Raw genomic sequence first — 26320 nt, forward strand, 5'->3', positions numbered from 1 at the left:
CCACTTAACTACTCCACCATGACCAGACACCTTGTACTTCCGCTGTTGCTCGGCTTGCTGGGCGTTTCCTGCGGAGAGCAGAGCCCAATGGAGAAGCGGGTTGGAATAAACGATGAACAGCCAGCGATCCTAAATGAACTGAAAGCTAGGCTCGATACGCTGCCGGTAGAGGAGAGACCTCATTATGAGAAGCTGTTGGACGCTATGGAAGTGTGGTACAATGGTAAGCGTGTTAACGAGATAAAATTTGATCCTAGGGCCGAGCAAGCCTTTCGAGCGCACCTTGATATACTCCACCTAAAAAATGCAAAACTGAGACAATATCAACGATCGAGTGTGCTCGATAAATCCGATCTGGCATCGGTCAATGGCAAATTCGATAAACATGTATCCGCAAGCTTCGGGAATCTGCAAAAGCTCCTTATGCTGCCAGAGAATGCCCCCGGTGTTGACCCTACAACTCAACGAAGGCTAATAGTAGAGGTAAAGAGGGATCAAGTAAACCGTTTGTCAATTGTAGCAGGCTTAACGCGAGATGTTGACCGCAGGATAAGCAAGTCCTCCCAGCAAAGCTTCAAAAGTGGATTTAGAGCTGATTACTAACCAGTTCATTTAGTCTATCTGCTGACTTGGTTGAAATAGCTATGAAGCATCTGATAAGATCTACTGTCGCCATCTTCCTCATTCTATGGTCAAGCTCATCCTTAAGTGCTCAAGCCATTGTTTCAGCCCCGGTACTGGAGGGCCAGAGCTTCATGCAGACGGGCCTGCAAGCCACAATGAAGGGGCTGGAAGCGAAGGCAAACGTGCTGATCGATAAAGGAGTGGTGGAGCAGACCTTAACCAAGACTTACAGCAAGCAGAACATGCTACTGCACAAGGAATGGTACGAGGGGCTGCTCAAGATCAGCGAGGCAGTACGTACCTACCGGCGCGTGCAGCACATTTTCGAACGGCAGGCCGCGATGATCAAAATCTACTCGGATTACATCACCCGTTTTACCACCGACGACAACCTGAACCCGCAACAGCGGGCGGCCATTGGCAAAGCTTACGCCGGGCTGCTGCGGGAAGGGGCGGGCATGCTCGACGAGCTCAAGGTGCTGGTCAATCCCGCCGGGGCCAAGATGACGGACGCCGAGCGCCTGGAGCTGATCGATGCGCTGGACGAGCGCATAACCCGTCACTACGACCTGCTCGTGTACTTCACCCGCCGCAGCCAGGCCCTTTCCCGGCAACAGGCCGTGCAGCTGGCGGATCGGCGCCTGGTGGAAAAGCTCTACGGCGTAGCGCCCTAAGCCATGAAACACCGACTGGTAACGTGGTTGGGCCTGGCACTTGTGCTGGGCTCCGGGCCGGCTGCGGCCCAACTGATCGTCTCCGCCCCCATTGCCGAGCGCAGTTCCCGCAAGCAAATCAGCCACCAGACCACCATGAGTAAGCTCAAAAGCCGGGCCCGGCAATTGCTCGATCGCGGGGTTAAACAGCAGGCGCTCACCACCAAGCTGGTGGATCAAAACCTGAATCTGCACCGCCAGTGGTACGAAAGCCTGCGGGAAGTAAGCGCCACCGTTCGCCAGTACGACCGGGTCCGACGCATTTTCGAAAACCAGGGGCGCATCATCGACCTCTACGCCAGCCACGTCTCGCAGCTGCGGCAGCAACCCGGGGCGCTCCGGCCCGCGCAGGTCCTGGCTATGCAGCGGGCTTACGCCGGGCTGATCGAGGAAAGCGTCGACATCCTCAACGACCTGCAGGTGGTGCTTCGGCCCCGGTACGCGCAGATGACCGATGCCCAGCGCCTGAAATACATCAACCGCGTCGACGAGCGCATGCAGCACCACCTGGCGCTGGTCAGCTACGTCACCCGGCGCAACGCGGCCCTGGCGGCCGAGCAGGCCCGGCGGGCGCGGGAGCGGCGCACCATCCACGAACTCTACGGCGTCAGCCGCTAACCAACTCTGCGGATGCTACTGCAAATTCTTCTTCAAGTCACTTCTTCCTTCAAGTCGCTGCAGGACCTGCTGGATACCCTCTACCGCGAGATGTATCCGCTGTGCAAGGACTTTATCAACGTCGGCCGGGCATTGGGCGGGCTGGGGGCACTGGCCTTAATCAGCGTGTCGGTCTGGCGTTCCCTGGCCAACGCGGAGCCCATCGACTTCTTCCCGCTGCTCCGACCGTTTGCCATCGGCTTGGCCATCGCTCTTTTCCCTTTGTTGCTCGATACTCTGAATGGGGTCATGAATCCTCTCTCAGGCGCAACTAAGGGGTTAGTACAAGCGCAAAACCAAACTATAGTTGATCTCCAGAATAGAAAGGAAAAAGTGCTTGCCTCTAAAGCAGAAAATCAACCCTTTGAAAGCGATGAAGCATTTGAACAAGAACTCGCTAAAAAGGAATATTTCGACCTGAGCGGAAGGTCGGGCCTGTACTTTGACCGCATGGCTTACAACGTCCAGAAGAGCTTTCGCGAATGGCTCAAGGAGGCGTTGGAGCTGGCCTACAACGCGGCGGCCCTGGTCATCAACACCATCCGCACTTTTTTCCTGATCGTGCTAAGCATCATCGGGCCGATCTCTTTCGGCTTTGCTATCTGGCCGGGTTTTGAAGGCACGCTTTCCGGCTGGTTTTCCCGCTACGTCAACGTGTTCCTGTGGCTGCCCGTGGCCAACATCTACGGGGCCATCATCGCCCGCATCCAGGTGCTCATGCTGCAGCAGGACCTGGACAACCTTGCCGCCGGGGCGGACGCGAGCACGGCCGACTACGGGTACATGATCTTTCTGCTCATTGCCATCGTCGGCTACTTCACCGTGCCCACGGTAGCGGGCTGGATTATTCAGGCCACGGGCCTGCAAACCGCGATCTCCCGCCTGCAGGCCGGCGGTGGGGTCGCCAACACCGCTGCCGCCGGCGCCGGGGCCGTCGCGGGCCGGCTGGCCGGCGGCACCCAAGCCCTGGGCAGCACCCTGCTGCCCAACCTGCACCGGCAGCCTGCCTCCGGCTACAAGCCCACCGCCAACCCCTAACCCTGAGCCATGCTTCGCAGCCTTAAAAACGTGGAAACTGCCTTTCAGCAGGTCAGAACCCTGGCCGTGGTGTTCGGGGTGCTTTGCCTGCTGCTCACTGGCTTTACCCTCTTCGCCTGCCTGCGCGCGGTCAGTGCCGCCCAGAACCGCGTTTACCTGCTCGCCGACGGGCAGCTGCTCACGGCCGCGGCCCGGGACGTGCGGGACAACCGCCCGGTGGAAGCCCGCGAGCACGTACGCCGCTTTCACGAGCTGTTCTTTACCCTCGACCCGGACGAGAAGGCCATCGAGTACAACGTGGGCCGGGCCTTGTACCTGGCCGACGCGAGCGCGCGGCGCATGTACGACAACCTGCGCGAGAAGGGTTACTACAACGACCTGATTGCGGCCAACATCAGCCAGAAGCTGCGGGTGGACTCCGTGGTGGTGGACCCGGCCGCGCGCACGGCCCGCTGCTACGCCACCCAGCTGATCATCCGCTCCTCTTCCCTGACCACCCGCAACCTGGTCTCGGCGTGCAGCCTGCGCCCGGTTACCCGCTCGGAAAACAACCCCCACGGTTTTCTGATGGAGCGCTGGCGCGTGCTGCAAAACCAGGACGTGCGCACCGAGCCCCGCTGATTTCTTTCGCTGCCCATGAGCGCCCTACCGCCCCCTTCGCCTTCCTTTCTGCACGAGCGCCGGATGGCCGTCGCCCTACCCGTCTTCGTGGTGCCCTGCGCCGCACTGGTGTTCTGGTTGCTGGGCGGCGGGCGCCCGGTTTCTGCCCCGGAATCCCCCGCCGGCCTCGGCGGGCTTAACACCGAGCTGCCCGGCGCCGCGCCGCCCCGCCCGCTGGCCGGCAAGCTGGATGCCCGCCTGCGGGCGGACTCCGCCCAGCCCCGGAGCCTGGCTTTCGCCCCGGGCCGCGTCGATACGACCGCCGGGCTGAACTATGGCCTGCAACCGGGCGCTGCCGGGCGCGACAGCAGCCGGGGCGACGCCTACGCCCGGGCCGCGGCGCGGCAGCTGGCCTCCCTGCAGGCACAAACCTACGCCCCGGCCGGCGCGGCCTCCCGCCCGCCGGCGGGGGCAGGGGAGGAGCCTCCCGCCCGGCGCAGCGCCGAGCAGGACGAACTCGACCGCTCCCTGGCCGAGCTGGAAGTGCTCAAAGCCGAGTACCAGCGCCGGCTGCAGAGTTCCCGCCCCGCTGCTGCGGCGCGCGCTGCCCGGCGCCGGGAGCCCGCGACCGTGGTGCAGCCCGTGGGCCCGGCAGTGGTCTCCTCCCTGGCTGCGGGGGCCGGGCGCCCGCGCCGGACGGGCTTTTACACGCTCAGCGACGCGGCCCCGAACGAGGCGGGCAATGCCTTGCCGGCCGTGGTGCACACCGACCAGGCGGTGGCGAGCGGGGGCACCGTAAAGCTCCGCCTGACCGAGGAAGCCCGGGTAAACGGGCAGCTGCTGCCCCGCCACACGCTCGTGCACGGGCAGTGCCGGCTCGCGGGCGAGCGCCTGCGCATCGAAGTGCGGGGCGTGCAGGTCCACAACCGCCTGCTGCCCGTCGCCCTGCGGGCCTACGACCTGGACGGCAGCGAAGGCCTGTTCGTGCCCGGGGCTCCCACGGGCGAGGCCCTGCGCCAGGGCGTGCAGCCGGGCCTCAGCGCGGCCGAAGCTTTGGCCGCAACCCCGCACCCGGGCGCCGCGGCGGCCGGCGTCGCGCTCGAAACCGGGCGGAGCCTGCTCGGCCGCCGCACCCGGCAGGTGCGCATTACCCTCAAAGCCAACCACCAACTTCTGCTTAAGCCATGACCAAGCGCCTGTTTTGTTTGCTGTTTCCCCTGCTCTTACCCGCCGTATCCGCCCGCGCCCAGCAGCCCGCGTTAAGCTTCGAGCCCCGGCAGGCCGTGCCCGCCTACCGCCTGGGGGTGGGCCTGCAGAAAACCACCCACCTGGTGTTTCCCTACGCCGTGACTTACGTGGATTTGGGCAGCGGCGACATCATCGCCGCGCGGGCGGAAAGCGCCACCAACATTGTCAAGGTAAAAGCCAGCCGGGCCGGCTTTGCCGAAACCAACATGACGGTGCTGGCGGCCGACGGCAAGCTGTATTCCTTTCTGGTGCACTACGAGCGCAACCCCCGCCTGCTGACCCTGGATCTGGGGGCCGGCAGCGAACAGCCCTCCCCGCGGGTGCAGCTGCGCCACCAGCCCGCCGCGCAGCCCGAGCTGGAACGCGCCGCCCGCCTGGCCCTGGCCAAGGGCCCCCGGGGCCGGGGACGCGGGCAGCAGGGCGTGCAGCTGCAGACCGGGGAGCTCTACACCGACGGCGACTCCTTTTTCCTCCCCCTGCACGCGCGCAACACCACCCGCATCCCGTTCGACGTGGACTTTGTGCGCTTCTACCTGCAGGACCGCCGCCGGGTGCGGCGCACGGCCGCCCAGCAGCGCCCGCTGCAGCCCTACTACGTCTACAACGGTGGCCAGGCCCAGATTGCCGGAAACGGGCAGCTTAGCCAGGTGTTCGTGCTGCGGCGGTTTACGTTTCCGGCCAGCCAGCACCTGGTCGTGGAGCTCTACGAAAAGGGCGGGGGCCGCCACGTGACCCTGCCCTTGTCCTACCGGCGGGTGCTGCGGGCCCGGCGCCTGCCCGGCCGCGCGGCCGGCTTGCCCGGAACGGCCGAGGCCCGCTTATAAAACCTTTCTTTTCGGGCGCCGGGGTGCTGGCTGGCCCGCAGGCCGGCACTTATAAAACCTTTCCGTTCGCGGGGCTGAGCTGGCCTTGTCACTGGCTGCTATCGCTTATAAAACCTTTCCTTTAGCGGGAAAAGGAGAGGTTGGCTATTGCCCTAAACATAGTGCTTATCAAATCTTTCCTTTCGGGTAAAAACCCGCTTAGCAGACGGCAAACGGCTTATGATTCCTTTCCTTTGGGTTGCGGGCGCGGTTGCGGCGGGTGGCGTGGCAGATTAGTCGGCGCTGGGCCTGCGCTCGCCCGGGCTTATAAAACCTTTCCTTTCCCCGCGAGCGGGCAGCTTGCTGACCCCGTCGGGTCCGGGCTTCGGGCTAGGGGAGGGGCGCGGACTTATAAAACCTTTCTTTTCACCATAATTGGCTCGCAGGCCCCGGGTGGGGCTTATAAAACCTTTCCCTTCCGGGGACAGCAACCGGTTGCTACTGAGGGCCAGGTGCAGGGGGGCGCCGGTCACCGGCCTGCCCGCTCGGTCGGCAGTATCCGTGTGGTGCGGCCTGATTAACCTGGGCGCAAGGCGGAGCGGTTGGAGACCGGGCAGACTAAAAGAAAGGCTTTATAAGCCGAATACTGATTATATTATTAACCGTATTAGAATAATGCAATCCCATAAAGTGGACTGGGCATTTTGCTGACTTTGTTGTTTTTGTTGGCCGTCGTTGTTTTGTTTGATTCTGAACCACCACCCTAAATACCCTTACCGCTGGGGCTTGTCACAACTTGTGAAATATTTGTCTTCTTTGTCTTATTTGCAGGGCTTATAAGTTGTTGACCCTTGGGTTGTTACGGGCCTTTCGGGAAAGGTTTTATAAGCGAAAAGAAAGGGATTATAAGCCCAGCGGAAAGGTTTGATAAGCGAAAGGGAAGGGATTATAAGCGGGAGGGAAAGGTTTTATAAGCTAAAGGAAAGAATCACGGGAAAAACTTTCCTCAGCTCTTTCCGTTTGCTTAGCTTAGCTCGACTTTACCCTGCCCCCTGTATGAAGCAAAGCGACACGGCCGCCATCGAAATCCGGCAGCACAACGCCATTACCACGGCCCGCTACGAGATGACGGCCTGCGAGATGGACGTGGTCTTTTACCTGCTTTCCCTGCTGAAGAAAGAGGACCGGACGGGTACGCTCTACAAGGTGCGGGTAAAGGATTTGGAAAGCCTGACCGGGCGGCAGTGGAACTACCAGCAGTTTCTCGAAGCGACGTCTTCGCTGCGCACCCGCGAGTACGTGATCGAGGACAAAAAGCGCCTGCTGCAGGTGGGCTTGCTGGCCTCGGCCGAATACCTGAAGGGGGAAGGGGTCATCGAGCTGGAAATCTCGGAAAAGATCCGGCCCTACCTGATCGACCTGAAAAATAACTTTACCTCCTACCGCCTGCAGGCCGCTTTCTCCCTGTCGAGCAAGTACGCCAAGCGCATCTACCAGATCGCCTCGCAGTGGAAGGACGTGGGGGAGAGCAAGACCTTTACCATCTCGGACTTCAAGGTCATGCTGCACCTGAAAGACCCCAAGGGCATCGAGGCCGAGCAGTACACCAAGGTGTCCATGTTCCAGAAGTTCGTGCTCGACGTGGCCGTCAAGCAAATCAACCAGCACACCGACCTGCAGATCCAGTACGAGCTCATCAAAAAGGGCCGCTCCTTTGAAAGCATCCGCTTCTTTATCAAGCAGCAGACCCCGCAGCAGCTGCCCCTGCAGTTTGAGCGCCCCGCCGAGGACGGTAAGGTCGAGCTGGCCCGCCACCACCTAAAAGCCCTGGGCATCGTCGATCCCCAGCTCGTGGAGCGCATCCTGGGCGAGGAGCGCCTGGTCGGCGAAGTAAATGCCTTTGCCTACAAGCTCAAAACCCAGAAGATCAAGGCCGCAAAGAACCCCGCCGGCCTGCTGCTCAAGGTGCTGGGCCTGCGCTGAGCCGTCCGCCGTTGCGCTTAGCGTACAAGATTTGTCCCGCCTGCCTTCGGCTCGAAAAGGATAGGGAGGCTTCTGGCCTGAAACCAGCCGCTGAGGGCTTGCTAGGTCACGGGACGGGTTAACGCTTCCTGAAATCTGAGTGGGCAGGTACGCCTGCGGGAAAGGAACCTTTCGGTTCTTGGGCGCCCGCGCCGCCCTGCGACGGGGCCATTCGGGCGCGCCTGCGGAGGGCAGCCGTGGGTTAACGCGGGTACACCGGCAGCAGACAGCGCTCGCAGCTACCCCAAGTGCTCGGGCTGGATAAAGCCAGCCAGCGCAGCAGACACCTAGGCCAGGTCGGAGCTGCGCCCCCCTAGGCGGGCGCGCAGCTTGCTCACGCATAAGCCCACGTCCCCCACTTGTCGGCCAGCCCACGGACCCGGATGGCCGCCAGTTGGCCGCAGGGTAGGGCGCGGCCGCACATTTCCCCCCCTAGCCCGGCACCACGGTCACGTCGTAGCGGTTCAGCTCGCAGCGCCGCGACGCTCGGCCGCGGCGACTCCTAGGCGTGAGGATCGGAAGACGGCACACCGCCGCCGGGACGCGGGGCAGGCGAGTTAGAAGCTGAGGGCAATGCTGGAGGTAAAGTTGCCGTAAGTAGCCGCGAGACGATTATTTTCCTGCTCGAATAGCTTGCGGTGCGCCGTCAGCAGGCGGCCTTCGAGGCGCACGAGTACGGTGGGGGCGGGGGCGTAGTCGAGGTTCAGGGAAGCCCCACGCAGGTTTACGTCGGCGTCGCCGGGTTGCGGGGCGAGGCTGCTGATGACCACGCCGCGTTGGGCGTAATAGTATTCGGCGCGGGCCGCGGCGGCCCAGTGCGGCGTAAGCCGGTAGCGCACAAACGCGGCGCCGGTGTGCCAGGTGTCGGCTTTGCCGCCGCGTCGCGTGCCTTCCTGCTGGCCCACGTCGAAGACCAGCGCCAGGCTCAGCCGGTCGGTAACGGCGTAGCGGGCGAAGAAGTCGTGAAAGTACCGGCGCCGGCGCAGGGAGTCAGCGGGCTGCTCGTTGCCGTAAAAAGTGCTGCTGTTGAGCAGCAGCTTGTCGGTGAGCTGCCACTGGACCTGCGTACCGAGGGCCTTCGCCTGGTTGTTTTCCCGGATGCGTTGCCAGCCGTTCAGCACCAGCGCGGTCAGCGTCAGCTGCCGGCTTACTTCGTAGGACAGACGCACCCCCGACTCGTAGTAAGGCGAATTCTCGGCCATAAGCGAGCGGCTGAGCGTCCAATTGTCCTTGCTGATGGCCGACTCAAAGCCGATATGCGAGGCGAAGAGGCCCGCGTCAAGCCAGGCCCGGCGGAACGGCCGAAAGCCGGCGTAGGCCTCGAAAATGTTACGGAAGATGACGGGCTCCGGCGCGTAGTTGGCCTGCGGGTACGTGCCGGCATGCAGGCCCAGGCTCCCGCGCACCCGGCCGCCGGCGTAGCGTGCGCCCAGCACGGCGTTGTTGACGGTGAACTCGTTTTGGCGGTTGTGCGAGTACAGAAAGCCGGGCCGCTCATGGGTGGCGGCATGCCGGAAATCGTAGCCGTAATAAGCGTCGACGAAGCCATAAAAGGTGACCGGCTTGGTTGCGGCGGAGTCTGCCGGCGTCGGTATTTGGGCCCGCGTGGCGGCGGCAGCCAGCAGCAGGGCAAGCGTAAAGAGTGATTTCATGGAATAGCGGCTAGGGGGAGGCGACCCCCAGCCCCCTGACCACAAGCGAGGGGGGCGTTTTCGGGTTGCATACGTAGGCTGTAGAACTAAGTCCCGAACCTGGCGGCGGGCATCCGGGCGCTCGAAGGTTAGGTTCCGGCGCCGCCCGTTTAGCCGGCGCGCAATGCGCGCCGCTGGCGCGTCGGCCCCCAGGGGAGAGCTGCGCGCCTTCCCGGTGAGCACGCCTAGGCCAAGACCGGAGGCTAGGCGGTGCCGCCAAACGCGACTGCCGCGCCGGTCGCTCCCAGTACGGGAGGACCGGCGCGGCAGCGCAGGTTAGGCACCCGCCCGGATTAGGAGCGGCGGCGTTGGCGCAGGGTGCGCAGGCCGTAGGCCACGGCGCCGGCGGCCAGCAGCGAAGCTCCGCCGTCGATGGGAATGGCCGTGGGGCCTGAAGGGTCGGTGGGGCCGGGCGCGGGACCGCCCGAGCCGGGGCCCTGGGCATAGGCTCCGGCGGGGCGCAGCAGGCCGGCCGTCAGCAGCACCGCGATTAGTACAAGGGGTTTCATGGGCAAAAAGTAAGCTAAGAAGAAAAGGCGCGCCCGGCCGGACCGACCCGCGTCTGGGGCCGGTCCGGCGGGTTAGCGCGGGTTACTGGCGCACCAGGCGCTTGGTCAGCGTCTGGCCGGCCTGGGTTGTCAGGCGCAGGGTGTACACGCCGGCGGAAAGGGTCCGCACGTCGAGCTGGGTGTCGCCGGGGCGCAGGGCGGCGCGCTGCACCACCTGGCCCACACTGTTGAGCACCTCTACCTGCAGGCTGCCCCAGGCGGCGGGGCGTACCAGCTGCAGCTGGCCGTCGGCGCTCGGGTTCGGGTACACGCTCAGCTGCTGGGCCAGCGGGCTAACCGTGCTCAGGATGCGGCCGCTCACCTCCAGCTGCAGGCGGCCGGCGCTGGTGCCGGCGGGCAGCTCCAGCGTCAGGCGGGTGCCGGTTTGCAGGGGCGTGCGGGTGCCGGTGGTCAAATCCACCAGCAGCGCGGTGGTGCCGGCGGGCAGGTTGGCCACCGAGGCGGCCGTGAAGGAGTAAGAGCCAGCGCGGGGCACCTGCACGGTCAGGGGCACGGGCTGCGCGAGCGGGAAGGCCGGGCGGCCGTCAATGGCCAGGGGCTCGCCCTGGGCCGAGAGCGCAGCCAGGCTCAGCCCGTTGGGGTTCCACAGCTTGGCGGCGTCCAGCGCGGCGTCAAAGCCGGCCGTGGCGCCCGGCTGGGCGTACACGGTCAGCTCGTCCGAGAGGCCGGCCCCGGCCAGCGTGAGCTGCAGCTGCGGGCGGGTGTCCGCCGTACCCCGGCGCACCGGGGCCTGCGACCCGTAGCTGGTTACGCGGTTGGCGTTGGTGAGCGTGAGGCTGCCGGCGGTCTGGCCGGCGCTGACGCGCATGAAGAACGCCTGGGCCGTGCCCAGGAGCGGGTTGCCGAAGCCGCTGACGTAGCTGCGGTAGCTGCCTCCGTACTGCGAGGTGCTCTCGTAGGTGTAGAACGCGGCGTCCAAATTCACCAGCTGCGAGCCGGGGATGGTGCTCAAGTCCAGCGGGGCGGGGTAGGGGTTGCCCAGGAAGTTCCAGCCGGCCTCGGCGGCCGTGGGGCCCCCGTCGCGATTCAGGTTCAGCACGCTCGTCCCGCCGATTACCGCGCCGGTAAAACTCAGCGTGCTGGCCCCCGGCAGCTGCACCGTAAAGCCGGTCGTGAGGCTGGCCGCGTCGGCCGGGGTGGCCGGCGACACCCAGCCCTTGTCAAAGGCCGAGAGAGTGGTAGCCGGCGAAGAAGCCAGGCGGGCCTGGTCGTAGCGGAACACCGTGGGGAAGGGCGTCGTCTGGGTCGGGGTGGGGGACGAATTGTAGGCGGGGTTGGTTACCAGCGCCGCGCCGCCCGAGCCAAAGGCCGCCACGGTTTCGCCGCTCGTGGGTGCCGCCAGGTGGCGGTAGCCCAGGCCGGCGTTCCGGCTCGGGTCCAGGTAGCGCTGCACCGTCACGTTGCCCGAGACGCGGCCCGCGCCCAGGTTGGCCACCAGGGCCGTGCCGGTGGCGTCCGAGAGCAGCGTCAGCGCCTGGCCGCCCGTGCTCAGCGAGCCGGCGTTCAGCGTCAGCACCTGGCGGATGGCCACGGGTTGCGACAGGGTCAGCACGCCGGCGTTAGCCGAAGTCAGGTTGCGCACCTGCGCGGGCAAGCCATTACCCGTTACCTGGGCCTGGGTGCCGTTGTAGACGTAGTCGGCACCGGGCGCGAAGCTGCGCGAACCCGTCAGCTGCACGGCCCCGGTGGCGCCGCTGCCGGCAATGCCCGCCGCGTCGCAGATGCTCAGCGTGGCGCCGGGCTGCAGGGTGAAGGAGCCGCTGCCGGTCAGGGGCTGGCAGTTGGTGCTCAGCCCGCCGCCGGTTTGCACCGTCAGCGCGCCGTTGACTACCACCGCCCCGGCCAGGCGGGCAAAGCCCGTGCCCGTCACCGTGACGTTGTCGTAGGTGCCGGCCGCCACGTCGACGGGGCTGGCCGCGCTGCCCGAGCTAATGACCAGGTCGGCCGCCGGCGCGGCCGGGGTGGTAAACGACACCACGGGGCCGTAGCTGGTGCCCACCGCGTTGGTGGCGTAGGCCCGCACGTAGTAGGTCGTGCTGGGCAGCAAGCCGCTAAGCTGGCTGGTGAAGCGGCCCAGCCCAGTGCCGTCTTCCGTGAAGTCGTCCTGGGTCGTGGGGGCTGCGGTGGTGGCGTAGGCCAGGCCGCGGGCCGTGACGGGGCTGCCGCCGTCCTCGAGCACCTCGCCCCCGCCGGTGGCGGCGGTAGCGGTGATGGTGCCCGGGGCGTCGGTGCTCAGGCTGGGCGGGTAAGCAGCCGCCGTGCCGGTGCCGGATACGGCAATGCCCGGCCAGGTGGTGGCCGAGCCGCTTACGGCAATGGCGGCGCTGTAAGCCTGGGCCAGGGCCGGTACGAAGCGCACCTCCACGCTGGCCGAGAGGCTGCCGCCCGCCGTGGGCGTGAGCGTAAGCGCGGCGCAGCTAAAAGCGTTGCTGCCGGTGCGCAGCTGGAAGCCGGCCGGCGGGGTCAGGGTAACGGGGCCGGAGAGGTTGCTGCCGGTTAGGCTAACCGTCTTGGGATCCGAGGCGGAGCCGACCACCACGCTGCCGAAGTCGGGCACGGGGTTGGGCGCGGCCGTGAGCGTGGGCTGCGGGGCGCTGACCGTGATCGTGACCGGGGCGCTGGTGCCCGCGACGCCGCCGCAGGTGCTGGTGGCCCGCGCTACGAGGTAGTAGGTGCCCGCGCCGCCGAAGTCGCTGCCTTTGGGGGTGTAGGTGGCGGCGGTGGCGCTGGCCAGGGCCGAGGTAAAGGGACCCGTGCTGCTGGGGGAGTAAAACCAGGCGAAGGTGCTGGGGGCCGTGGCCGTCGCCGTGATGGCGGAGCCGCTGCCGGTGGTAAGCACGCTTTGGGCCGCGGCCGGGTTAAGCGTGACGGTGTTGGAAGCCGGCGGGGCACTCACGACGAGGTTGCTGCCGTTGGGCGAGCCCGTGGTGGGGCTGGCCGCGTGCACCACGCGGATGCGGTAGCCCGTGCCGGCCGGGGTGCCGGCCGGAATGGTGGCCGCCAGCGGCGAGGCCGAGCCGGAGCCGATCAGGTTTTTGGTCAGGTCCGCGTCGAACACGCCGGAAGCGTCGGAGAGCTGGGCGTCGAACGTGCCCGACAGGCCGCCCGTGCTCGAAAACGGTACGGACACGGCCGCGCCGGCCGTGGCGCTCACGCAGTAGGGGCTGCCGGCCACGGTGCCGGTGGTGATGGCCGGCGTGACGGGGCCGCCCGTTGCGGTGGCTGTTACCCGCAGGTTGTCGATGCTGACCTTGGGACGGGAGCCGGAGATGGGGGCTACGCCCCCGGCCGTGTTTTGGATGAAGAAGCGGATTTTGGCCGCGGCGTTGCCGTCAAAGCCGGCCGGCAGGGTCAGGGCGGCCAGCTGGCCGGAGGAGGCCACGTTGTTGGTCAGCACCACGCTCGAGCCGGGCAGGTCGACGAAGGCGCCGCCCGTACCGGTGTTGGTTTGCAGCTTAAAGGTGGCCTGGCGGTTGCCGCTGGAGTTGGCCACGCTGGCCCAGTCCAGGGTGATGGTGCCGGCCGTGGTGCCGGTGAAATCCAGGTTCAGGTCAAAGGCCGCCGCGGAGCTGTTGTCCGTGGAGCCGGTGGCCAGCAGGAGGATGGTGCCGGTGCCCTTCTGCACGCCGCCGCTGGTGCCGCTGCTAAAGACGGTGTTCTGGTTGGGCAGCGTCGGGCTGGGGGTGGCCACGCTGAAGGGCGCCGCGCCGGTGCCGGAGGCAAAGCCGTTGGCCCACCCGCTGATCTGGTCGAAGTTTTCGGCGTAGTTGCCGTTGCTCAGGGCGTAGGGCGTCTGGGCCCGGACGCCGAAGCTGAGCAGCAACCCCACCAAGGCGGCGAGGAAGCGGAAAGCGGTATAAGTACGAATCATCGCGAAAGCTGGGAGAAAAGCGAAACCAAGCGGCTTAGTTGGTGGGGCCGTTGTCCACCTGGGCCTCGACCACCTGCTGCACGCTCAGGGGCAGGGCCGAGAGCAAATCCAGACCGGTGGCGGCCTCGATGGCGTCCACCGACGTGCGGTACTGGCCCCAGTTGGTGGTCATGCCGTTGGCGTTGGGCGTGTCCACGGCGATGATGCGGGTGCCGGCGCCGCCGACGCGGCTCAGGTCGTTGGTGCCCTGGGGCAGCACGACGATAACCTTCCAGATGCGCTTGGGCACGGTCACGCGGCCCTGGTCGATGGTTTCGGCGTACACCTGCCGGAACGGGGTGGTGGTGCGGATCTCGCCCTCGCCCCCGATGCCGTAGGAGCCCATGATCACGTAGAGCTCGTTGCCTTGGCTTACGAGCGTGCGGGAGTAGCCCTCCAGCTCGTTCCAGGTTTTCTGGTTGTTGTCGGGCGACTGCGGGATCATGTTCGTCATCAGGAACGTGGCCGAGTTGTCGGCCACGGTGCTGGTGCGGTCCGCGGACGGGGTGTTGTGGCCGCGGTCAAAGCCCGTGCCCGAGTAGCTCGTGTTCTGCACCTGATACCAGCCGGCGGGCAGCGCCGGGTCGGCGCGGAAATCGTCCTGGCGCTTGGTCGAGCCCAGCCACTTCGGGGCCAGGTACCAGCTCACCCAGTTCGGGGTGCCCCGGTCGCGGTGGTAGCTGAGGGCGAACTGCGCCTTTTCCATCAAGTAGTTCGTGGGTTGGCTTACGTCAGCCACCGCGCCCGAGGGGTTGCCCATGGTCAGGTGCTGGTCGTCGCCGGCCACGGGGGGCGGGGGCGCGGTCGCGGAAAAGGGCGTGACGGCGAAGTTGTCGAGGTTGAGGCGGGCGGCGGCGCCGGTTACCTTGCGCAGCTGCAGGCGCACGCTGCCCGGGACGTTTACCGGAAACGAGGCCGTCTGCAGGCTGTAGGCCGACGCCACCACCGGCGCGCCCACCCGCACCCAGTCGGCGCAGCCCTGGGTCTGGTACCACAGCTCGAAGGCCGAGCTGGCGTCGCTGCCGTACGCGGCGTGCTGCACCGTCACGGTGCCGGCGCCGCCGGGCAGGAAAAAGTCCATGGTGAGGGTGCCGCGGCGCACCAGGCGCACGGCCTGCAGGCCGGCTTTGCGGTCGTCGGCGGCCGTGCCCAGCAGGGCGTCGTCCAGGGTCCAGCTGCCCGAAGACAGCGCAACCGCTCCCGTTGGGTAGTCCGCTTTACCAGCGGCCTCAAATTCTTCGGTTACGTTCTGCGCGGCCACCACGCCGGAGCCCAAAGCCAGCCAAGCCAGCAAGAGCAGTCGCCAAGTAAAAGGGTAAAGGTGTTGCATGCAGGAAGTGGGTGAAAAAATACCACCACAAATTTCCCTAGCCCCTTTTCATCTGAGTTGCATCCAATGTTAAGATTTTGTTAACAAAGACCGACCTTATTGAATTCATTATATAATTACTGGCTTATATACTTAGGGGGCTGCACACTGCATAACGGTACCTTGCCACCACCTTTCCTGCCCGCTGCGTGGGCCGCGGCGGTTAGGCTGCCGCCGCCGGCCGCGAATTGGCTCGGGATAGGTGCGGGGCCAAAGCTGCCCGTCGAGCTCGGCCACGGCCGGCGAACGCACACGCAAGCAGGCCGGCAGCTTCCAGACCGCTGAGTGCGCGTTCGCTTTGAATCGTTTACTTTCTGCCGCGCCGTTTGCAGCCGGTGACCAGGGCCCGAGCAAGCCAGCCGCACACAACGCGGTAAATCAGGGTAGCCGGGGTTCCTTACCTGCCAGTCCCAGTGGCGAGGCCACTGCCCTTCGTCGTACGGCGGGGGGGCTGGCAGCATATCCAAGTGCTTGGGCAGGCGCGCCGCGTTCCAGCACAACGGAATTAGCGCGTGTACCCGGGGGGCCATCAGGCGGCTCGGCGGGCCGCAGGGCCGCCAGCAGCATGCGGCCGCAGCGAATGACTGGTTTACCGCGGCAGGGCCGGGCCGGACTATCATTATGGGCTGGATTTGTCGCTATCCAAGGTAAGCACTCGGTCGTCGGCCCGCCGGGAAGCGCCAGGCGGAGGCTATCGAGGGAACGGTACCGGTGAGTTGGCAGCAGATTAACCTGCACGGCGAGATGAGCTTACCCACGCCGCCCGGTAAGACGCGCTTTGCTTCGAGCTAGGGGGCACGTGATGCGCTCGCGAGCCTTCCGCCAGCCCGCTTGGTTTACCTGGGTGGCACCCCCGCAGCCATGGCCAGGGTTGCGTGCAAGCGGAGCCGGCAGTACCAGTTTGTATGCACTGCACTAGCACGGCGTAACGGGAGGGCTACTTCCGGCCATTTTCCTGCAGGCAGCGCTAATTGCTGGAGTTGAGCACCGCCCGCGGCCGAAGCCTTGAATTCCTGCGGATGCTTCGAGCGTCCCGGCGAGCCGAAGGGGCCGTCACGGAGGTCAATGCCATGAAGCAGGTCGGCATTGCGGGTGCCGGCCAGCAGCTGTCAATGGCGGGTTAGGGAGCTAGTCTAATAAAAACAAAATGGTAATACGTGGCTGACCTGCAGATAACACAGGGAAGGGAATTTTGCAGCGCATTGCAACCCCGGGGTGGCGGCAAAGCCTTCCCGACATCTGCACCATACTTTTTTACGCCTTATGAAACGCTTTCCGAAACTGGTGTTGCTCGCCTTGCTAACGGTAGCGACCGGCTCCTCCCTGAGCAGCTGCGAGGATAACAACGACAACGCGCCCGTGGTGGATCAGCCCAGCGGCCCGACCGACAGCGCGGGGCGGGTGATCCTGAGCGGGGAGATCACCGCCAGCCGGACCTTGAAAGCCAGCGAGAAGTACCTGCTGCAGGGCTTCGTGTACGTACGCAGCGGCGCTACCCTGACCATTGAGCCCGGCACCAAGATCTTCGGTGACCAGGCCAGCAAAGGCACGCTCATCATTGACAAAGGGGCCAAGATTCAAGCGGTGGGCACCGCCACCAACCCCATCGTGTTCACCTCGGCCAAAGCGCCGGGCTCCCGCAACTACGGCGATTGGGGCGGGGTGGTGCTGATCGGCAGCGCCCCGATCAACCAATCGCTGAGCACCCAGCCGGAGGGCGGCATCGGCGGTACGTTCGGCGGCTCCAACCCAAACGATAACTCCGGCGCGCTTAAGTACGTGCGCATCGAGTTCGCCGGCATTCCCCTCTCGTCCGGCGCCAACAGCGAAATCAACGGCCTGACGCTATACGGGGTGGGCTCGGGCACGCAGATCGACTACGTGCAGGTGTCCTATTCCGGTGACGACTCCTTTGAGTGGTTTGGCGGCACGGCCAACGCCAAGCACCTGGTGGCCTTCCGCGGCTTCGACGACGACTTCGACACCGACTTTGGCTTCACGGGCAAGGTGCAGTACGCGCTGGCGCTGCGCGATCCCCAGTACGCGGACCAGTCGGGCTCGAACGGCTTCGAGTCGGACAACTTCAACCCCGGTACCCCGGCCACCGGCGACAACGCCGGCCTTCCGCTTACCGCCCCGGTGTTCAGCAACGTAAGCGTCTTCCTGACCGGCGGTACGCCGCCGGCCAGCCAGCAGGCCGGCAGCGGCGTCTACCAGTCGGCCTTACACCTGCGCCGGAATACCTCCATTAGCCTGTTCAACGCTGTATTCGTGGGCTACCCCGAAGGCTTGCGGCTGGACGGCACCCCAACCTGGGCCAACGTGCGCAGCGGGGGGCTGGAACTGCGCGGCGTCACCCTGGCTAACGTGACCCGGCCGCTGCGGGCTGCCAACAACACCAGCGGGGAAGCTTTCACCGATAGCGACGTGGAAACGTGGTTTAACGGCGCCGGCAAAAACAACGCCGTGGTCAGCGCCGCCAACCTGGCCACCTTGGGCCTGAATGCCGCGCAATTCACCCTAAACGCGCCGGGGCTGCTGTTGCAGGGCAGCTCCCCGCTGCTCACGGGGGCGGTGTTCACGGGCAAGGCCAGCGATGCCTTCTTTGACAAGGTTAGCTACCGCGGAGCCTTCGGCGCGAGCGAGAATTGGGCCCAAGGCTGGACCAATTTCGATCCGCAAAGCACCGTTTATTAAAAGCAGTGTTCACCAGCTGGCACCTGGGTTAACGCCCGAGCCTGTTCAAGCTTACGATTCGGCATTTTGCGCTGGTGGACCGGCCAACGATTGTTTGGAGCTAAATCAATTGCCCTTGGTGTAAATAAACCACGCCCGAAAAGTCCACTGCTTGGTGAGTGAAGCAAGCAATTCACAGTGGGTAAACGCCCCGGCCACTGCGGCTGGGGCGTTTTGGTTTTTCCGGGGCATCCGGGGCCGCCAGCATCGCCCCAGAGCACCAGGTCAAGCGGTTGACTCCAGCTTTCTCCCGGGTTGGGACGCTTGCGACGCGGCGACGCGGGAGATGATCAAAAACTGCAGCTGCCGAGAGCACGGGGCGGCGCAGACGGGTACGGAGCAAGCGCTGGGCGCCGGCATCCCCTGGTCGGCTGCCGTTGGCTGGCAGGAGCAGGGCACGGGGCTCCGCCCTGGGGCGGCGTGGTCGTGGTTCTGCGGCGCTACTTGCTGCTCGCGGCTAAAGGAAACGGGGCCGCGCCACCACTAGCCGCTTTCTCCCGCACCGGGGAGTCCCACCGGGCCGATGCCGGCTGCCGCCATGCGTGCCGTTACGTGCGCTTGCTAAAGCAAGGCTGGCCAACCGGTTCACCCGGCCGGGCCAACAGTAAAGGTTTGGTAACACTGGCTATATTTCCAGGTAATATTGCGGCGGGACCTTTGCACCATAATTCAAAAACATGGTGCAGCAACTTATCCGCGTAACCTTCGGAACCTCCCTGCTCTTGGCTACCAGCAGCTTAGCTGCCGTGGCGCAGACGGGAACCATCAAGGGAGTCATCCGTGATGAGGCCACCAAGGAGCCCATCATCGGCGCCAGTGTCGGCGTGGAGGGCACCACCATCGGGGCTTCCACCGACCTGGATGGTAATTTCACGCTCAACAAGATTCCAGCGGGCACGCACACGCTGGTGGTGTCGTACATTTCTTACCAGAAGAAAACAGTGTCCGGCTTAACAGTCGAGCCGGGCAAAGTGGTGGTGGTGAACACCGCTCTGGCCAGCGCCACTTCCCAGCTCAGCGAAGTAGTGGTAACCGGCCAGCGCCAAACGTACACGGACATCGCCGTAATCAGCGAAGTCCGCAATGCCCAGCTGGTGGCCTCGGGCGTGTCCTCCGAGCAGATCGTTAAGTCCCAGGACCGGGACGCGGCTCAGATTGCCCGCCGCGTGCCCGGGGTATCCATTCAGGATAACCGCTTCGTGCTGGTGCGCGGCCTGACCCAGCGCTACAACGCCGTGATGCTTAACGACGTGCTCACCCCCAGCTCGGAGGTGGACACCCGCGCCTTTGCCTTCGACATGGTGCCCAGCAACGTGATCGACCGCATGCTGATCTTCAAGTCCGGCTCGGCCGAGCTGCCCGGCGACTTTGCCGGCGGGGTAATCAAGCTGTACACCAAGCGGGCGCCGGCGGAAAACTTCGCCAATCTCAGTTTGGCGGGCGGCTACCGCGCCGGTACCACGCTGCAGAACGTGCAGCAATACCAAGGCGGCAAGTACGACTGGCTGGGCTTCGACTCGGGCAAGCGCACCATTCCTGACAACTGGCCCGCGCAATTAAGCAGCGATTACTCGGCTCCGCTGCGGGCCGCCTACGGCCGCCAGCTGCCTAACCGCTGGCAGGTACGCTCCCGCACCGCCGCCCCGGACCTGCGCCTCAGCTTTAACCTGGGCCGCCGCTTTAACTTGGGCTCGCTCGAGGCCGGCACGCTGAGTTCCTTGAACTACGGCAACTACCACGTCGGCTACACGGCCGGGCTGAAATTTTTTGAGAATGGGCAGGACCGCGACCAGCTGGCCTCTTCCTACGACGACCACGTCTTCAACAACGAAGTGCGCCTCGGAGTGGTGCAGAACTTCTGGCTGCGCCTAAACCGCCGCAACACCCTGGAGTTCAAAAACCTGTTCAACCAGTTGGGCGCGGCCGAAACGGTAGTGCGCGAGGGCCAGGACATTACCCAGACGAGCAACGACGTGCGCGCTTATTCCCAGCGCTACGAGAGCCGCAGCATCTACTCGGGCCAGCTGCTGGGCGCCCACGAGCTGGGCAACGACAAAACCACCGTTAACTGGGCGACCGGCTTTGCTTACACGCACCGCACCGAGCCCGACTGGCGCCGGGTGCGCTACATCCGCCCCATAGGCGGCGTGAACGGCGACGGCAGCTTGGCCCCCTACGGGGTGTCGACGCCGGCCGACCCGAGCCTGACGGAGTCGGGCCGCTACTTTTCCCGGCTTAACGAGCGGGTGGGAACGGCGGCGCTCAACCTCGTGCACCAGTTCACCCAGGACTCGACCAACCGCGAAGGCGGCATTCGCCTCAAGGCCGGCCTGTACGCCGAGCGGAAGGACCGCGACTTCGGCGCCCGCTTTTTTGGCTACACCAGCGTAGGCAACACCAGCGCCATCCGCACCCTGCCGGTGGGTCAAGTGTTTGCGCCGGAAAACCTGACCGGTCAGCCCGGCTCCTTTACCCTGGAGGAAGGCACCGACCCCAACGACTCCTACCAAGCCAGTAACTCGCTGCTGGCCGGCTACGCCAGCCTGACTGTGCCCGTGGGCAAGCTAACCGGCACGGCCGGCGTGCGCGCCGAGTACAACGACCAGCAGGTGACCAGCGAGCTACGCGGCGGGGGGCTCACCCGCGGCGGCCGGCGCGTGCTCAGCCCCTTGCCTTCGCTTAACCTGACTTACAACCTCACCGACCAAATGCTGGTGCGCGCGGCCTACGCGGCGACCATTAACCGACCGGAGTTCCGCGAGCTGGCTCCATTCCGCTTTTACGACTTCAACCTTAACGCCGACGTGCAGGGCAACTACGCCCTGCGGACGGCCAAGGTGCAGAACCTCGACCTGCGCTGGGAGCTCTACCCCTCCAACGGCGAGACGGTAACGGTGGGCGCCTTCTACAAGCGCTTCACCAACCCCATTGAAAACTACCTGCTCACGACCGCTACCGGCGCAAACTCCCTGAGCTACGCCTTTGTCAACACGCAGTCGGCGCAGAACTACGGGGTGGAGGTCGAGGTGCGCAAGTCCCTGGCTTCGCTGGGGGCGGCCCCGCTGCTGCGCAACCTTTCGCTGGTGGGCAACGCCTCCTACATCTTCAGCCGCATCGACTTGGGCGAGGTCGTAAGTGTACCGGACGCCAGCGGCCGGGTAACCCCGCAAAACGTGAGCGACACGCAGACCCGCCGCCGTCCGCTGCAAAACCAGTCGCCGTACCTGATCAACCTGGGCGCCTACTACGCCAACGAGGAGCGCGGCACCCAGGTCTCGCTGCTTTACAACGTAGCCGGCCCGCGCATCTACGCCGTGGGCACGGTCGTGAACCCCACCGTTTTCGAAGCCGCCCGCAACGTTCTGGACCTGACGGTCACCAAGCGCCTGGCCAAGCACTGGGAACTGCGCGCCGCCTGGCAGGACGTCTTCAACCAGCCCGTTAAGCTGGTGCAGGACACCAACCGCAACGGCAAGTATTCGCCCGGCGACCAAACCGTACGCTCCTACCGCCGGGGCACCAACACCACCCTGGGGTTGACTTTCAGCTGGTAACTGGATTAGGTTGCCCCCGCAGAAAGTTATTCAGGGTACCCTTTAGCACTTCTCCCGCACCGGGGCTGCTTAACAGTCCCGGTGTGCGTGTTTACGGGCCCTTGCCTAAACCGGTAAGCGGGACATACGCCGGACTAGCCTGCGAGGCTTATGATATGTTTACTGGTTTTAGTTGATCCCAAGGCAGGGGTTGAGTCCCTGGCTGCCTATGCCCACAGCATTGCGGCCAGCGTGCCTGCCCGCATAGTCGTACTGCCGCTGCCGGGGAGTACCGCTGCCCCGGCCGCGCCGCTGACTCTAGGGGCCGACGTCGCGCAGCGCTTTTGCTTAGCCGACTCGGCCGTGCCGGTGCAGTTGGCCCAATGGGAGCCCGGTTTTTCCTTTTCCGACGCGCTTCACCGGGCCTTGGAGAAGCACCGCGCGAGTGCGGTCGTGCTGGTGAATCCCCGACTAACGCGTTCCGTAGCTGCCCAGCCCGAGTTGTTTCCGGCCGTTAGCCTGCTGCTGCAACCACCCTGCGCCGTGCTCCTCCACCCTGGCGGGGGCAGCGCCGCCGCCCCCCGGCGGGCCGTGGTGGCAGTAGATGGGGAGCCGGCCGGCCCGATCTGGGCCGCGGCCACCGGGCGCCTGCTGCTGCGGGCCTGGCGCGCGAGCATTCGCGTGGTGCGGCTGCGGCGCCTGCGCCCGGTAGGGCACACCACGGGCACGGCGGTCACCCCCAGCGAATACTGGCATAACCTCACCGCCGGCTTACCATCGGAACCTATGCAAGTGCTCGACACCGCGCCCGGGGCCATTCCGGAGCAGTTGTTGGCCATTGCCGGCCAATGCAGCGCTGATCTGCTGCTGCTGTTGCTACGCGGTCGCGATCGCGCGCACCACCCGTTTAAGCGCCGCGATACCATCCTGACCCTGCTCGGCAGCCCGGTTCCGGTGCTGTTGCTGCCGGCAGAGTAAGCAAACCTATAACCGGCTTGTTGGCGTGCGTGGCACAGGCGGGACAGGGGCCGCGGCAAGCCATTCGCCGATGAGGCGGTCGAGCTCCGCCGCAGCGGCCGCGGCGGGCAACGCTTCGCGGTGCATGCGCATCCGGAGCAGGGTTAAGTGCTGCGCCCGGTCGGCGGCTTCGCCGGCCGGGACCGATTGTTCGCGGGTGACGCACTCGAGGTAGTGCGGGAGGGTGTCCACCAGGGCCAGCAAGGTGCGGCGCTCCGGCACGGCCTTGCGCAAGGTTTCTTGCAGCCACCGCAATTGTTCCAAAACAGAATGGTTAAGCATGGCCATGGCAATTTCCGCCGGCGCCTAACCGCGCGCTGCCGCGGCTCGCCTTGAAACGCGTGCTCCGGCCGCAAATTGGAAAGTTGCGCGCGGCTTGTTCGCAGTGCGTAGGGTTATGCTTCATGCAACTTAGTTCGGGCGGAACGCGGGTTCATCGGGGAGTCGTGCGCTGCGAGCGACCTCAATCCTACGACCTACGACGGGAAACCGTGGGAATTCAGCCCGCACGACCCGGGGGCCGGCGCGAGCTTGTCCCGCGGCGCAAACGACACTTGCCGCGCTTGGTAAGCAGGTAATGGAAAGAAAGCCGGCTTCCTGGGCGGGTTGCCGGCCGAGGCTCGGGGCAGGCCTGCCTGAGCGCTCAGGTCGGGGTTGTTTCTAAAGGTCTGGTCGCGGCCGGTAAGGCAGCCGGCTGGCTCGTTGGCGGCGGCACAGCTCCCCCAGGCTGGTGTTGGCGAACACCGGCCGCTCCAGTCCAAGTGAAACAGGCTGCTCTGTTTCCGCAGCTCAAGGATTAGTTGCATGGTCAGCTTTTTGCCAGTGCCGTAGCCGGTTACGCCCGGTCGCGGCTTGGCGCCGGGCGAGCCAGAAGCTTAAAGTGCCAGGGAGCGTGGGTACCGGTCGCGGCGACTGCAGGATCAACGGCAGGGCACGGACGCATCGGGCAATTCCCTGCACGACGGGCTACCCCAGCCGGTCAGCGTTTATTGATCGGCCTGGGGCGGCTGGGCTTTGCGGGTGCGCGCGCGGCGCGGGGGAGCAGGAGCCGGGTGGTGTTGCCCGGGCGCGTTGCCAGCGAGGGATTCAATTGGCGGGTCAGCGGGCGCGGCCGGCTTGCGCGGGCGCTGCCCGCGCAGCTTGGTTACGCGGGTAGCCAGTTCCACGGCGGATTGTTCCAATTGCGCGGGCAGCGGCTCGTCGGCGCTGATCTCGTCGCCAAGGTAGGCCTGGATCACGAGCAAAAGCTCGTCGGTTAGCTTTTGCTTGGCGGCGGAGTTCCCGCTTTGCTGCGCCCGCTGGCTTTGCTTTTCCGCGGCCCGCTGGATTTGGTTGGCCAATTGGCGGATCAACTTGGCGATGGGCTTGGGTAGGTTGTTGTCAGCGCCCACCACCGGCGTGAGCTGGGGGGACAAGGCGGCGAGCAGTTCCGCAACGAGGGCTTTTCTCTTGGATGGCATGGCAGCGGCCGGAAGGCGTAGCCCGGCTGACGTTACCGGGCCTGGGGCGCAAGTTAAGCGACTTGGCGTAAGGGCAAAGCTGGTGTTCCGGGCGTTTCGCAGGGCAACGGCGGCAACTGCGGCCTCGCGGCCGCTGCGATTACCGGCGGCTCCTCCACCGCTGGTTTTGGGGCGCGAACTGGCCGGTAGGCCAAGTGGCCGGGGCGGTAAGCAAAGGCTCCTTTCATATGAACAAGGCTGCCTCGCCAGCGCGAGTAGGCCGAATAAAGCTCGCCAGCTGGTTTAGCCAATAGCAGAACAAGGTTTTCATAGCGCGTTGGGGCGTTAAACTTATGGCCGCAAAGTTCGACGGCCCGCAAGACGCCATTGTTACCGCAGGGTCATACTTGCGTTACCAGTCCGCCGCGCCCCCCGCCGCGGCAACCGGAATCGCAGCGGTCATCGGGCCGGCGCTGGGCGTTCTTGGCCTATTACTGGATGAAGCGGGGCGGCAGCTGCCGGTCCAGCTTGGCGTAGCCAGCTCGGCTGAGACATCACTGCTTTGCCTACCCGGCCGGCGCAATTCGCATTCGCTGTGATCCGGCTTGGGTTCGTCCTCGTTGGCGGTGAGCAAGTAGAGGCCCTCGGGCCAGAAGGGAGTCCTGTCGGGCACCGCCCCCACCGCGGTGGCAGCCGCAGTATCCTTTGCTGGCGGGCGCGGGCGCGCCGCTCGTGCCAGCTTAGGCGCCGACCGTCGAGGGTGCGACCGCTGGGATTGCGCCAAGCCTAGAAAAGCAAGCACCGTTAACCCCGGCACCGCCGTGGAAGACCAGTAAATAGTTATGTGCCGCAGCAGGTGCTTTTGGATGGGTGGTGCGCCAAAGTAAGGTAACACAACACCCCGGGTTTGGGTCTCGACTCCGAGATCGTGTCCTGCGTCAGGCTAAGCGGTAAGTGAGTTGGGCAAGGGGGCAATCCTGCTTCCGTTAGCTCAACTCACCCCGCAACAGCTGCTGGTACCAGCGGCCCGAATCCTTGACGGTGCGCTGCTGGGTGGCGTAATCCACGTGCACCAGCCCGAAGCGGGGGCGGTAGCCTTCGGCCCACTCAAAATTGTCGGTAAACGACCAGGCAAAGTACCCGTCCACCGGCAGCCCGTCGCGCCGGGCCCGCAGCACCTGCCCCAGGCAGGCCCGCAAGTAGGCCTGCCGGGCCGGATCCGCCAACCGGCCGTGCACGGGTGCCGGATCGGGAAAGGCGGCGCCGTTTTCTGTTACGATCAGCCTTGGAGCGTTTGGATAGGACGCGAACTGCCGGAGCAGGTGGTACAGGCTTTCCGGGTACACCTCCCAGCCCATGGCCGTGCAGGGCACGCCGCGGTCCTCGGCTTTGACAAGCCTGGCCCAGAGCAGGGGCACCCAAGGGGAAAAGCGCACGACTTCGCGGGTGTAGTTCTGCACGCCCAGAAAGTCGAAGGCGAAGGGCAGGCGGGCTTCGTCGCCAGCCAGCACGTAGCGCTCCAGCCAGCGCAGGGCCGGCAGCTCGGCGATGGGGTAGCCCAGGCCCAGGGCGGGCTCCACGAACAGGCGATTGAGCAGGGCATCTGCCCGGCGGGTGGCGGCCTCGTCGCGGGGATTGCCCGGGCGGGCCGGGGTAAGATAGGAGCAGGAAAAGGTGGTGCCGATCTGCGCCGCCGCGGGCAGGGCGGCGCGCAGGGCCCGGCCACCTTCTGCTTGTGCCAGGGCCGCGTGGTGGGTGGCCGAGAGAAAGGCGCCCAATGAGCGCCGGCCTGGGGCGTGCACTCCCAGCAGGTGACCGGCTCCGGTAAACACCAGAGGCTCGTTGAGCACCATCCAGTGGCGCACCCGGTCGCCGAGGCGGCGGGCCAGCAGGTCGGCGTACTCGCCGAGCCAGCCCACGACCGCTCGGTTGGTCCAGCCCCCCCGGCGCTCCAGGGCCAACGGCAAATCCCAGTGGTACAGGGTCAACCAGGGGGTGATCCCGCGCGCCAGGCAGCCGTCGACCAGCTTGTCGTAGTAGTCCAGCCCGGCTTGGTTAACCTGCCCGGTGCCGCTGGGCCGCACCCGCGACCAAGCCACGGAAAACCGGTAATCGGGAATGCCCAGGGCGGCAAGCAAATCCAGGTCGGCCGGCCAACGCCGGTAGAACTCGCAGGCGGCACGCGCGTGCTGCCCGTTCTTAATGCGGCCGCGCCGCGCCACGAAGGCATCCCAGATGCTGGGTCCCTTGCCGTCGCAGTCGCCAAAGCCTTCAATCTGATAGGCCGCGCTGGCTACGCCCCAGCGAAAGTCCATGCCGAAGTCGGCCCGGGAAAAATCCGCGGGGGAAGA

General features: G+C 65.4%; 18 protein-coding genes. 11 read left to right on the forward strand and 7 right to left on the reverse strand.

Annotation, left to right across the window (positions count from 1 at the left end; genetic code table 11):
* Positions 1-18 precede the first annotated feature (18 nt).
* The 8 genes from OIS50_RS19470 (at position 19) to OIS50_RS19505 (ending at position 7666) form a co-directional block, all read left to right on the forward strand.
* On the forward strand, positions 19-603 hold the full coding sequence (locus OIS50_RS19470) for a hypothetical protein (RefSeq protein WP_264694502.1): 585 nt from the start codon (positions 19-21) through the stop codon (positions 601-603).
* 41 nt (positions 604-644) lie between these two features.
* Complete coding sequence (locus OIS50_RS19475) at positions 645-1298, forward strand: hypothetical protein (RefSeq protein ID WP_264694504.1); 654 nt, start codon at positions 645-647, stop codon at positions 1296-1298.
* 3 nt (positions 1299-1301) lie between these two features.
* Positions 1302-1955 carry a hypothetical protein gene (locus OIS50_RS19480; RefSeq protein ID WP_264694506.1) on the forward strand — a complete coding sequence of 218 codons (654 nt, stop codon included), beginning with the start codon at positions 1302-1304 and terminating at the stop codon, positions 1953-1955.
* A 12-nt stretch (positions 1956-1967) separates the two neighbouring features.
* Complete coding sequence (traJ, locus tag OIS50_RS19485) at positions 1968-3032, forward strand: conjugative transposon protein TraJ (protein ID WP_264694508.1); 1065 nt, start codon at positions 1968-1970, stop codon at positions 3030-3032.
* A 9-nt stretch (positions 3033-3041) separates the two neighbouring features.
* Positions 3042-3653: a conjugative transposon protein TraK gene (traK, locus tag OIS50_RS19490; RefSeq protein ID WP_264694510.1), complete on the forward strand. Its 612-nt coding sequence runs from the start codon at positions 3042-3044 to the stop codon at positions 3651-3653.
* A gap of 15 nt (positions 3654-3668) precedes the next feature.
* Positions 3669-4820 carry a conjugative transposon protein TraM gene (gene traM / locus OIS50_RS19495; RefSeq protein ID WP_264694512.1) on the forward strand — a complete coding sequence of 384 codons (1152 nt, stop codon included), beginning with the start codon at positions 3669-3671 and terminating at the stop codon, positions 4818-4820.
* Positions 4817-5704 carry a conjugative transposon protein TraN gene (traN, locus tag OIS50_RS19500; protein ID WP_264694513.1) on the forward strand — a complete coding sequence of 296 codons (888 nt, stop codon included), beginning with the start codon at positions 4817-4819 and terminating at the stop codon, positions 5702-5704. The genes traM and traN overlap by 4 nt, the downstream gene beginning before the upstream one ends.
* 1035 nt (positions 5705-6739) lie before the next feature.
* Complete coding sequence (locus tag OIS50_RS19505; protein WP_264694515.1) at positions 6740-7666, forward strand: replication initiation protein; 927 nt, start codon at positions 6740-6742, stop codon at positions 7664-7666.
* 596 nt (positions 7667-8262) lie between these two features.
* Here the strand turns inward: OIS50_RS19505 and OIS50_RS19510 are convergent.
* The 4 genes from OIS50_RS19510 to OIS50_RS19525 form a co-directional block, all read right to left on the reverse strand.
* The gene (locus tag OIS50_RS19510; protein WP_264694517.1) at positions 8263-9357 is read right to left on the reverse strand and encodes a porin; all 1095 of its coding nucleotides are present in this window, start codon (positions 9355-9357) and stop codon (positions 8263-8265) included.
* Positions 9358-9689: 332 nt separating this feature from the next.
* Positions 9690-9905, reverse strand: a complete 216-nt coding sequence (locus tag OIS50_RS19515; protein ID WP_264694519.1) for a PID-CTERM protein-sorting domain-containing protein — start codon at positions 9903-9905, stop codon at positions 9690-9692.
* A gap of 82 nt (positions 9906-9987) precedes the next feature.
* Positions 9988-13836 (reverse strand): T9SS type A sorting domain-containing protein, encoded by a 3849-nt coding sequence (locus tag OIS50_RS19520; protein WP_264694521.1) that lies wholly within the window; start codon positions 13834-13836, stop codon positions 9988-9990.
* A 34-nt stretch (positions 13837-13870) separates the two neighbouring features.
* Positions 13871-15205, reverse strand: coding sequence for a DNA/RNA non-specific endonuclease (locus tag OIS50_RS19525; protein WP_264694523.1), 1335 nt, complete (start codon positions 15203-15205; stop codon positions 13871-13873).
* A 1302-nt stretch (positions 15206-16507) separates the two neighbouring features.
* Here OIS50_RS19525 and OIS50_RS19530 point away from each other — a divergent pair.
* The 3 genes from OIS50_RS19530 (at position 16508) to OIS50_RS19540 (ending at position 22491) form a co-directional block, all read left to right on the forward strand.
* Entirely contained in the window at positions 16508-17941 is a 1434-nt protein-coding gene (locus OIS50_RS19530; protein WP_264694526.1) for a cell shape-determining protein MreB, read from the forward strand.
* A 716-nt stretch (positions 17942-18657) separates the two neighbouring features.
* A complete protein-coding gene (locus tag OIS50_RS19535) occupies positions 18658-21534 on the forward strand; it encodes a TonB-dependent receptor (RefSeq protein ID WP_264694528.1) in 2877 nt (958 codons plus the stop codon).
* Between the two features lie 150 nt (positions 21535-21684).
* Positions 21685-22491, forward strand: coding sequence for a hypothetical protein (locus tag OIS50_RS19540; protein WP_264694530.1), 807 nt, complete (start codon positions 21685-21687; stop codon positions 22489-22491).
* Positions 22492-22497: 6 nt separating this feature from the next.
* Here OIS50_RS19540 and OIS50_RS19545 read toward each other — a convergent pair whose 3' ends face one another.
* From OIS50_RS19545 to OIS50_RS19555, 3 genes are all read right to left on the reverse strand, one after another.
* A complete protein-coding gene (locus OIS50_RS19545; protein ID WP_264694532.1) occupies positions 22498-22794 on the reverse strand; it encodes a hypothetical protein in 297 nt (98 codons plus the stop codon).
* Positions 22795-23516: 722 nt separating this feature from the next.
* Complete coding sequence (locus tag OIS50_RS19550; RefSeq protein ID WP_264694534.1) at positions 23517-23990, reverse strand: hypothetical protein; 474 nt, start codon at positions 23988-23990, stop codon at positions 23517-23519.
* 965 nt (positions 23991-24955) lie between these two features.
* On the reverse strand, positions 24956-26284 hold the full coding sequence (locus OIS50_RS19555; RefSeq protein ID WP_264694536.1) for a GH1 family beta-glucosidase: 1329 nt from the start codon (positions 26282-26284) through the stop codon (positions 24956-24958).
* Between the last annotated feature and the right edge of the window lie 36 nt (positions 26285-26320).

The sequence above is a fragment of the Hymenobacter sp. YIM 151858-1 genome, from assembly GCF_025979705.1.
Classification (GTDB): Bacteria; Bacteroidota; Bacteroidia; order Cytophagales; family Hymenobacteraceae; genus Solirubrum.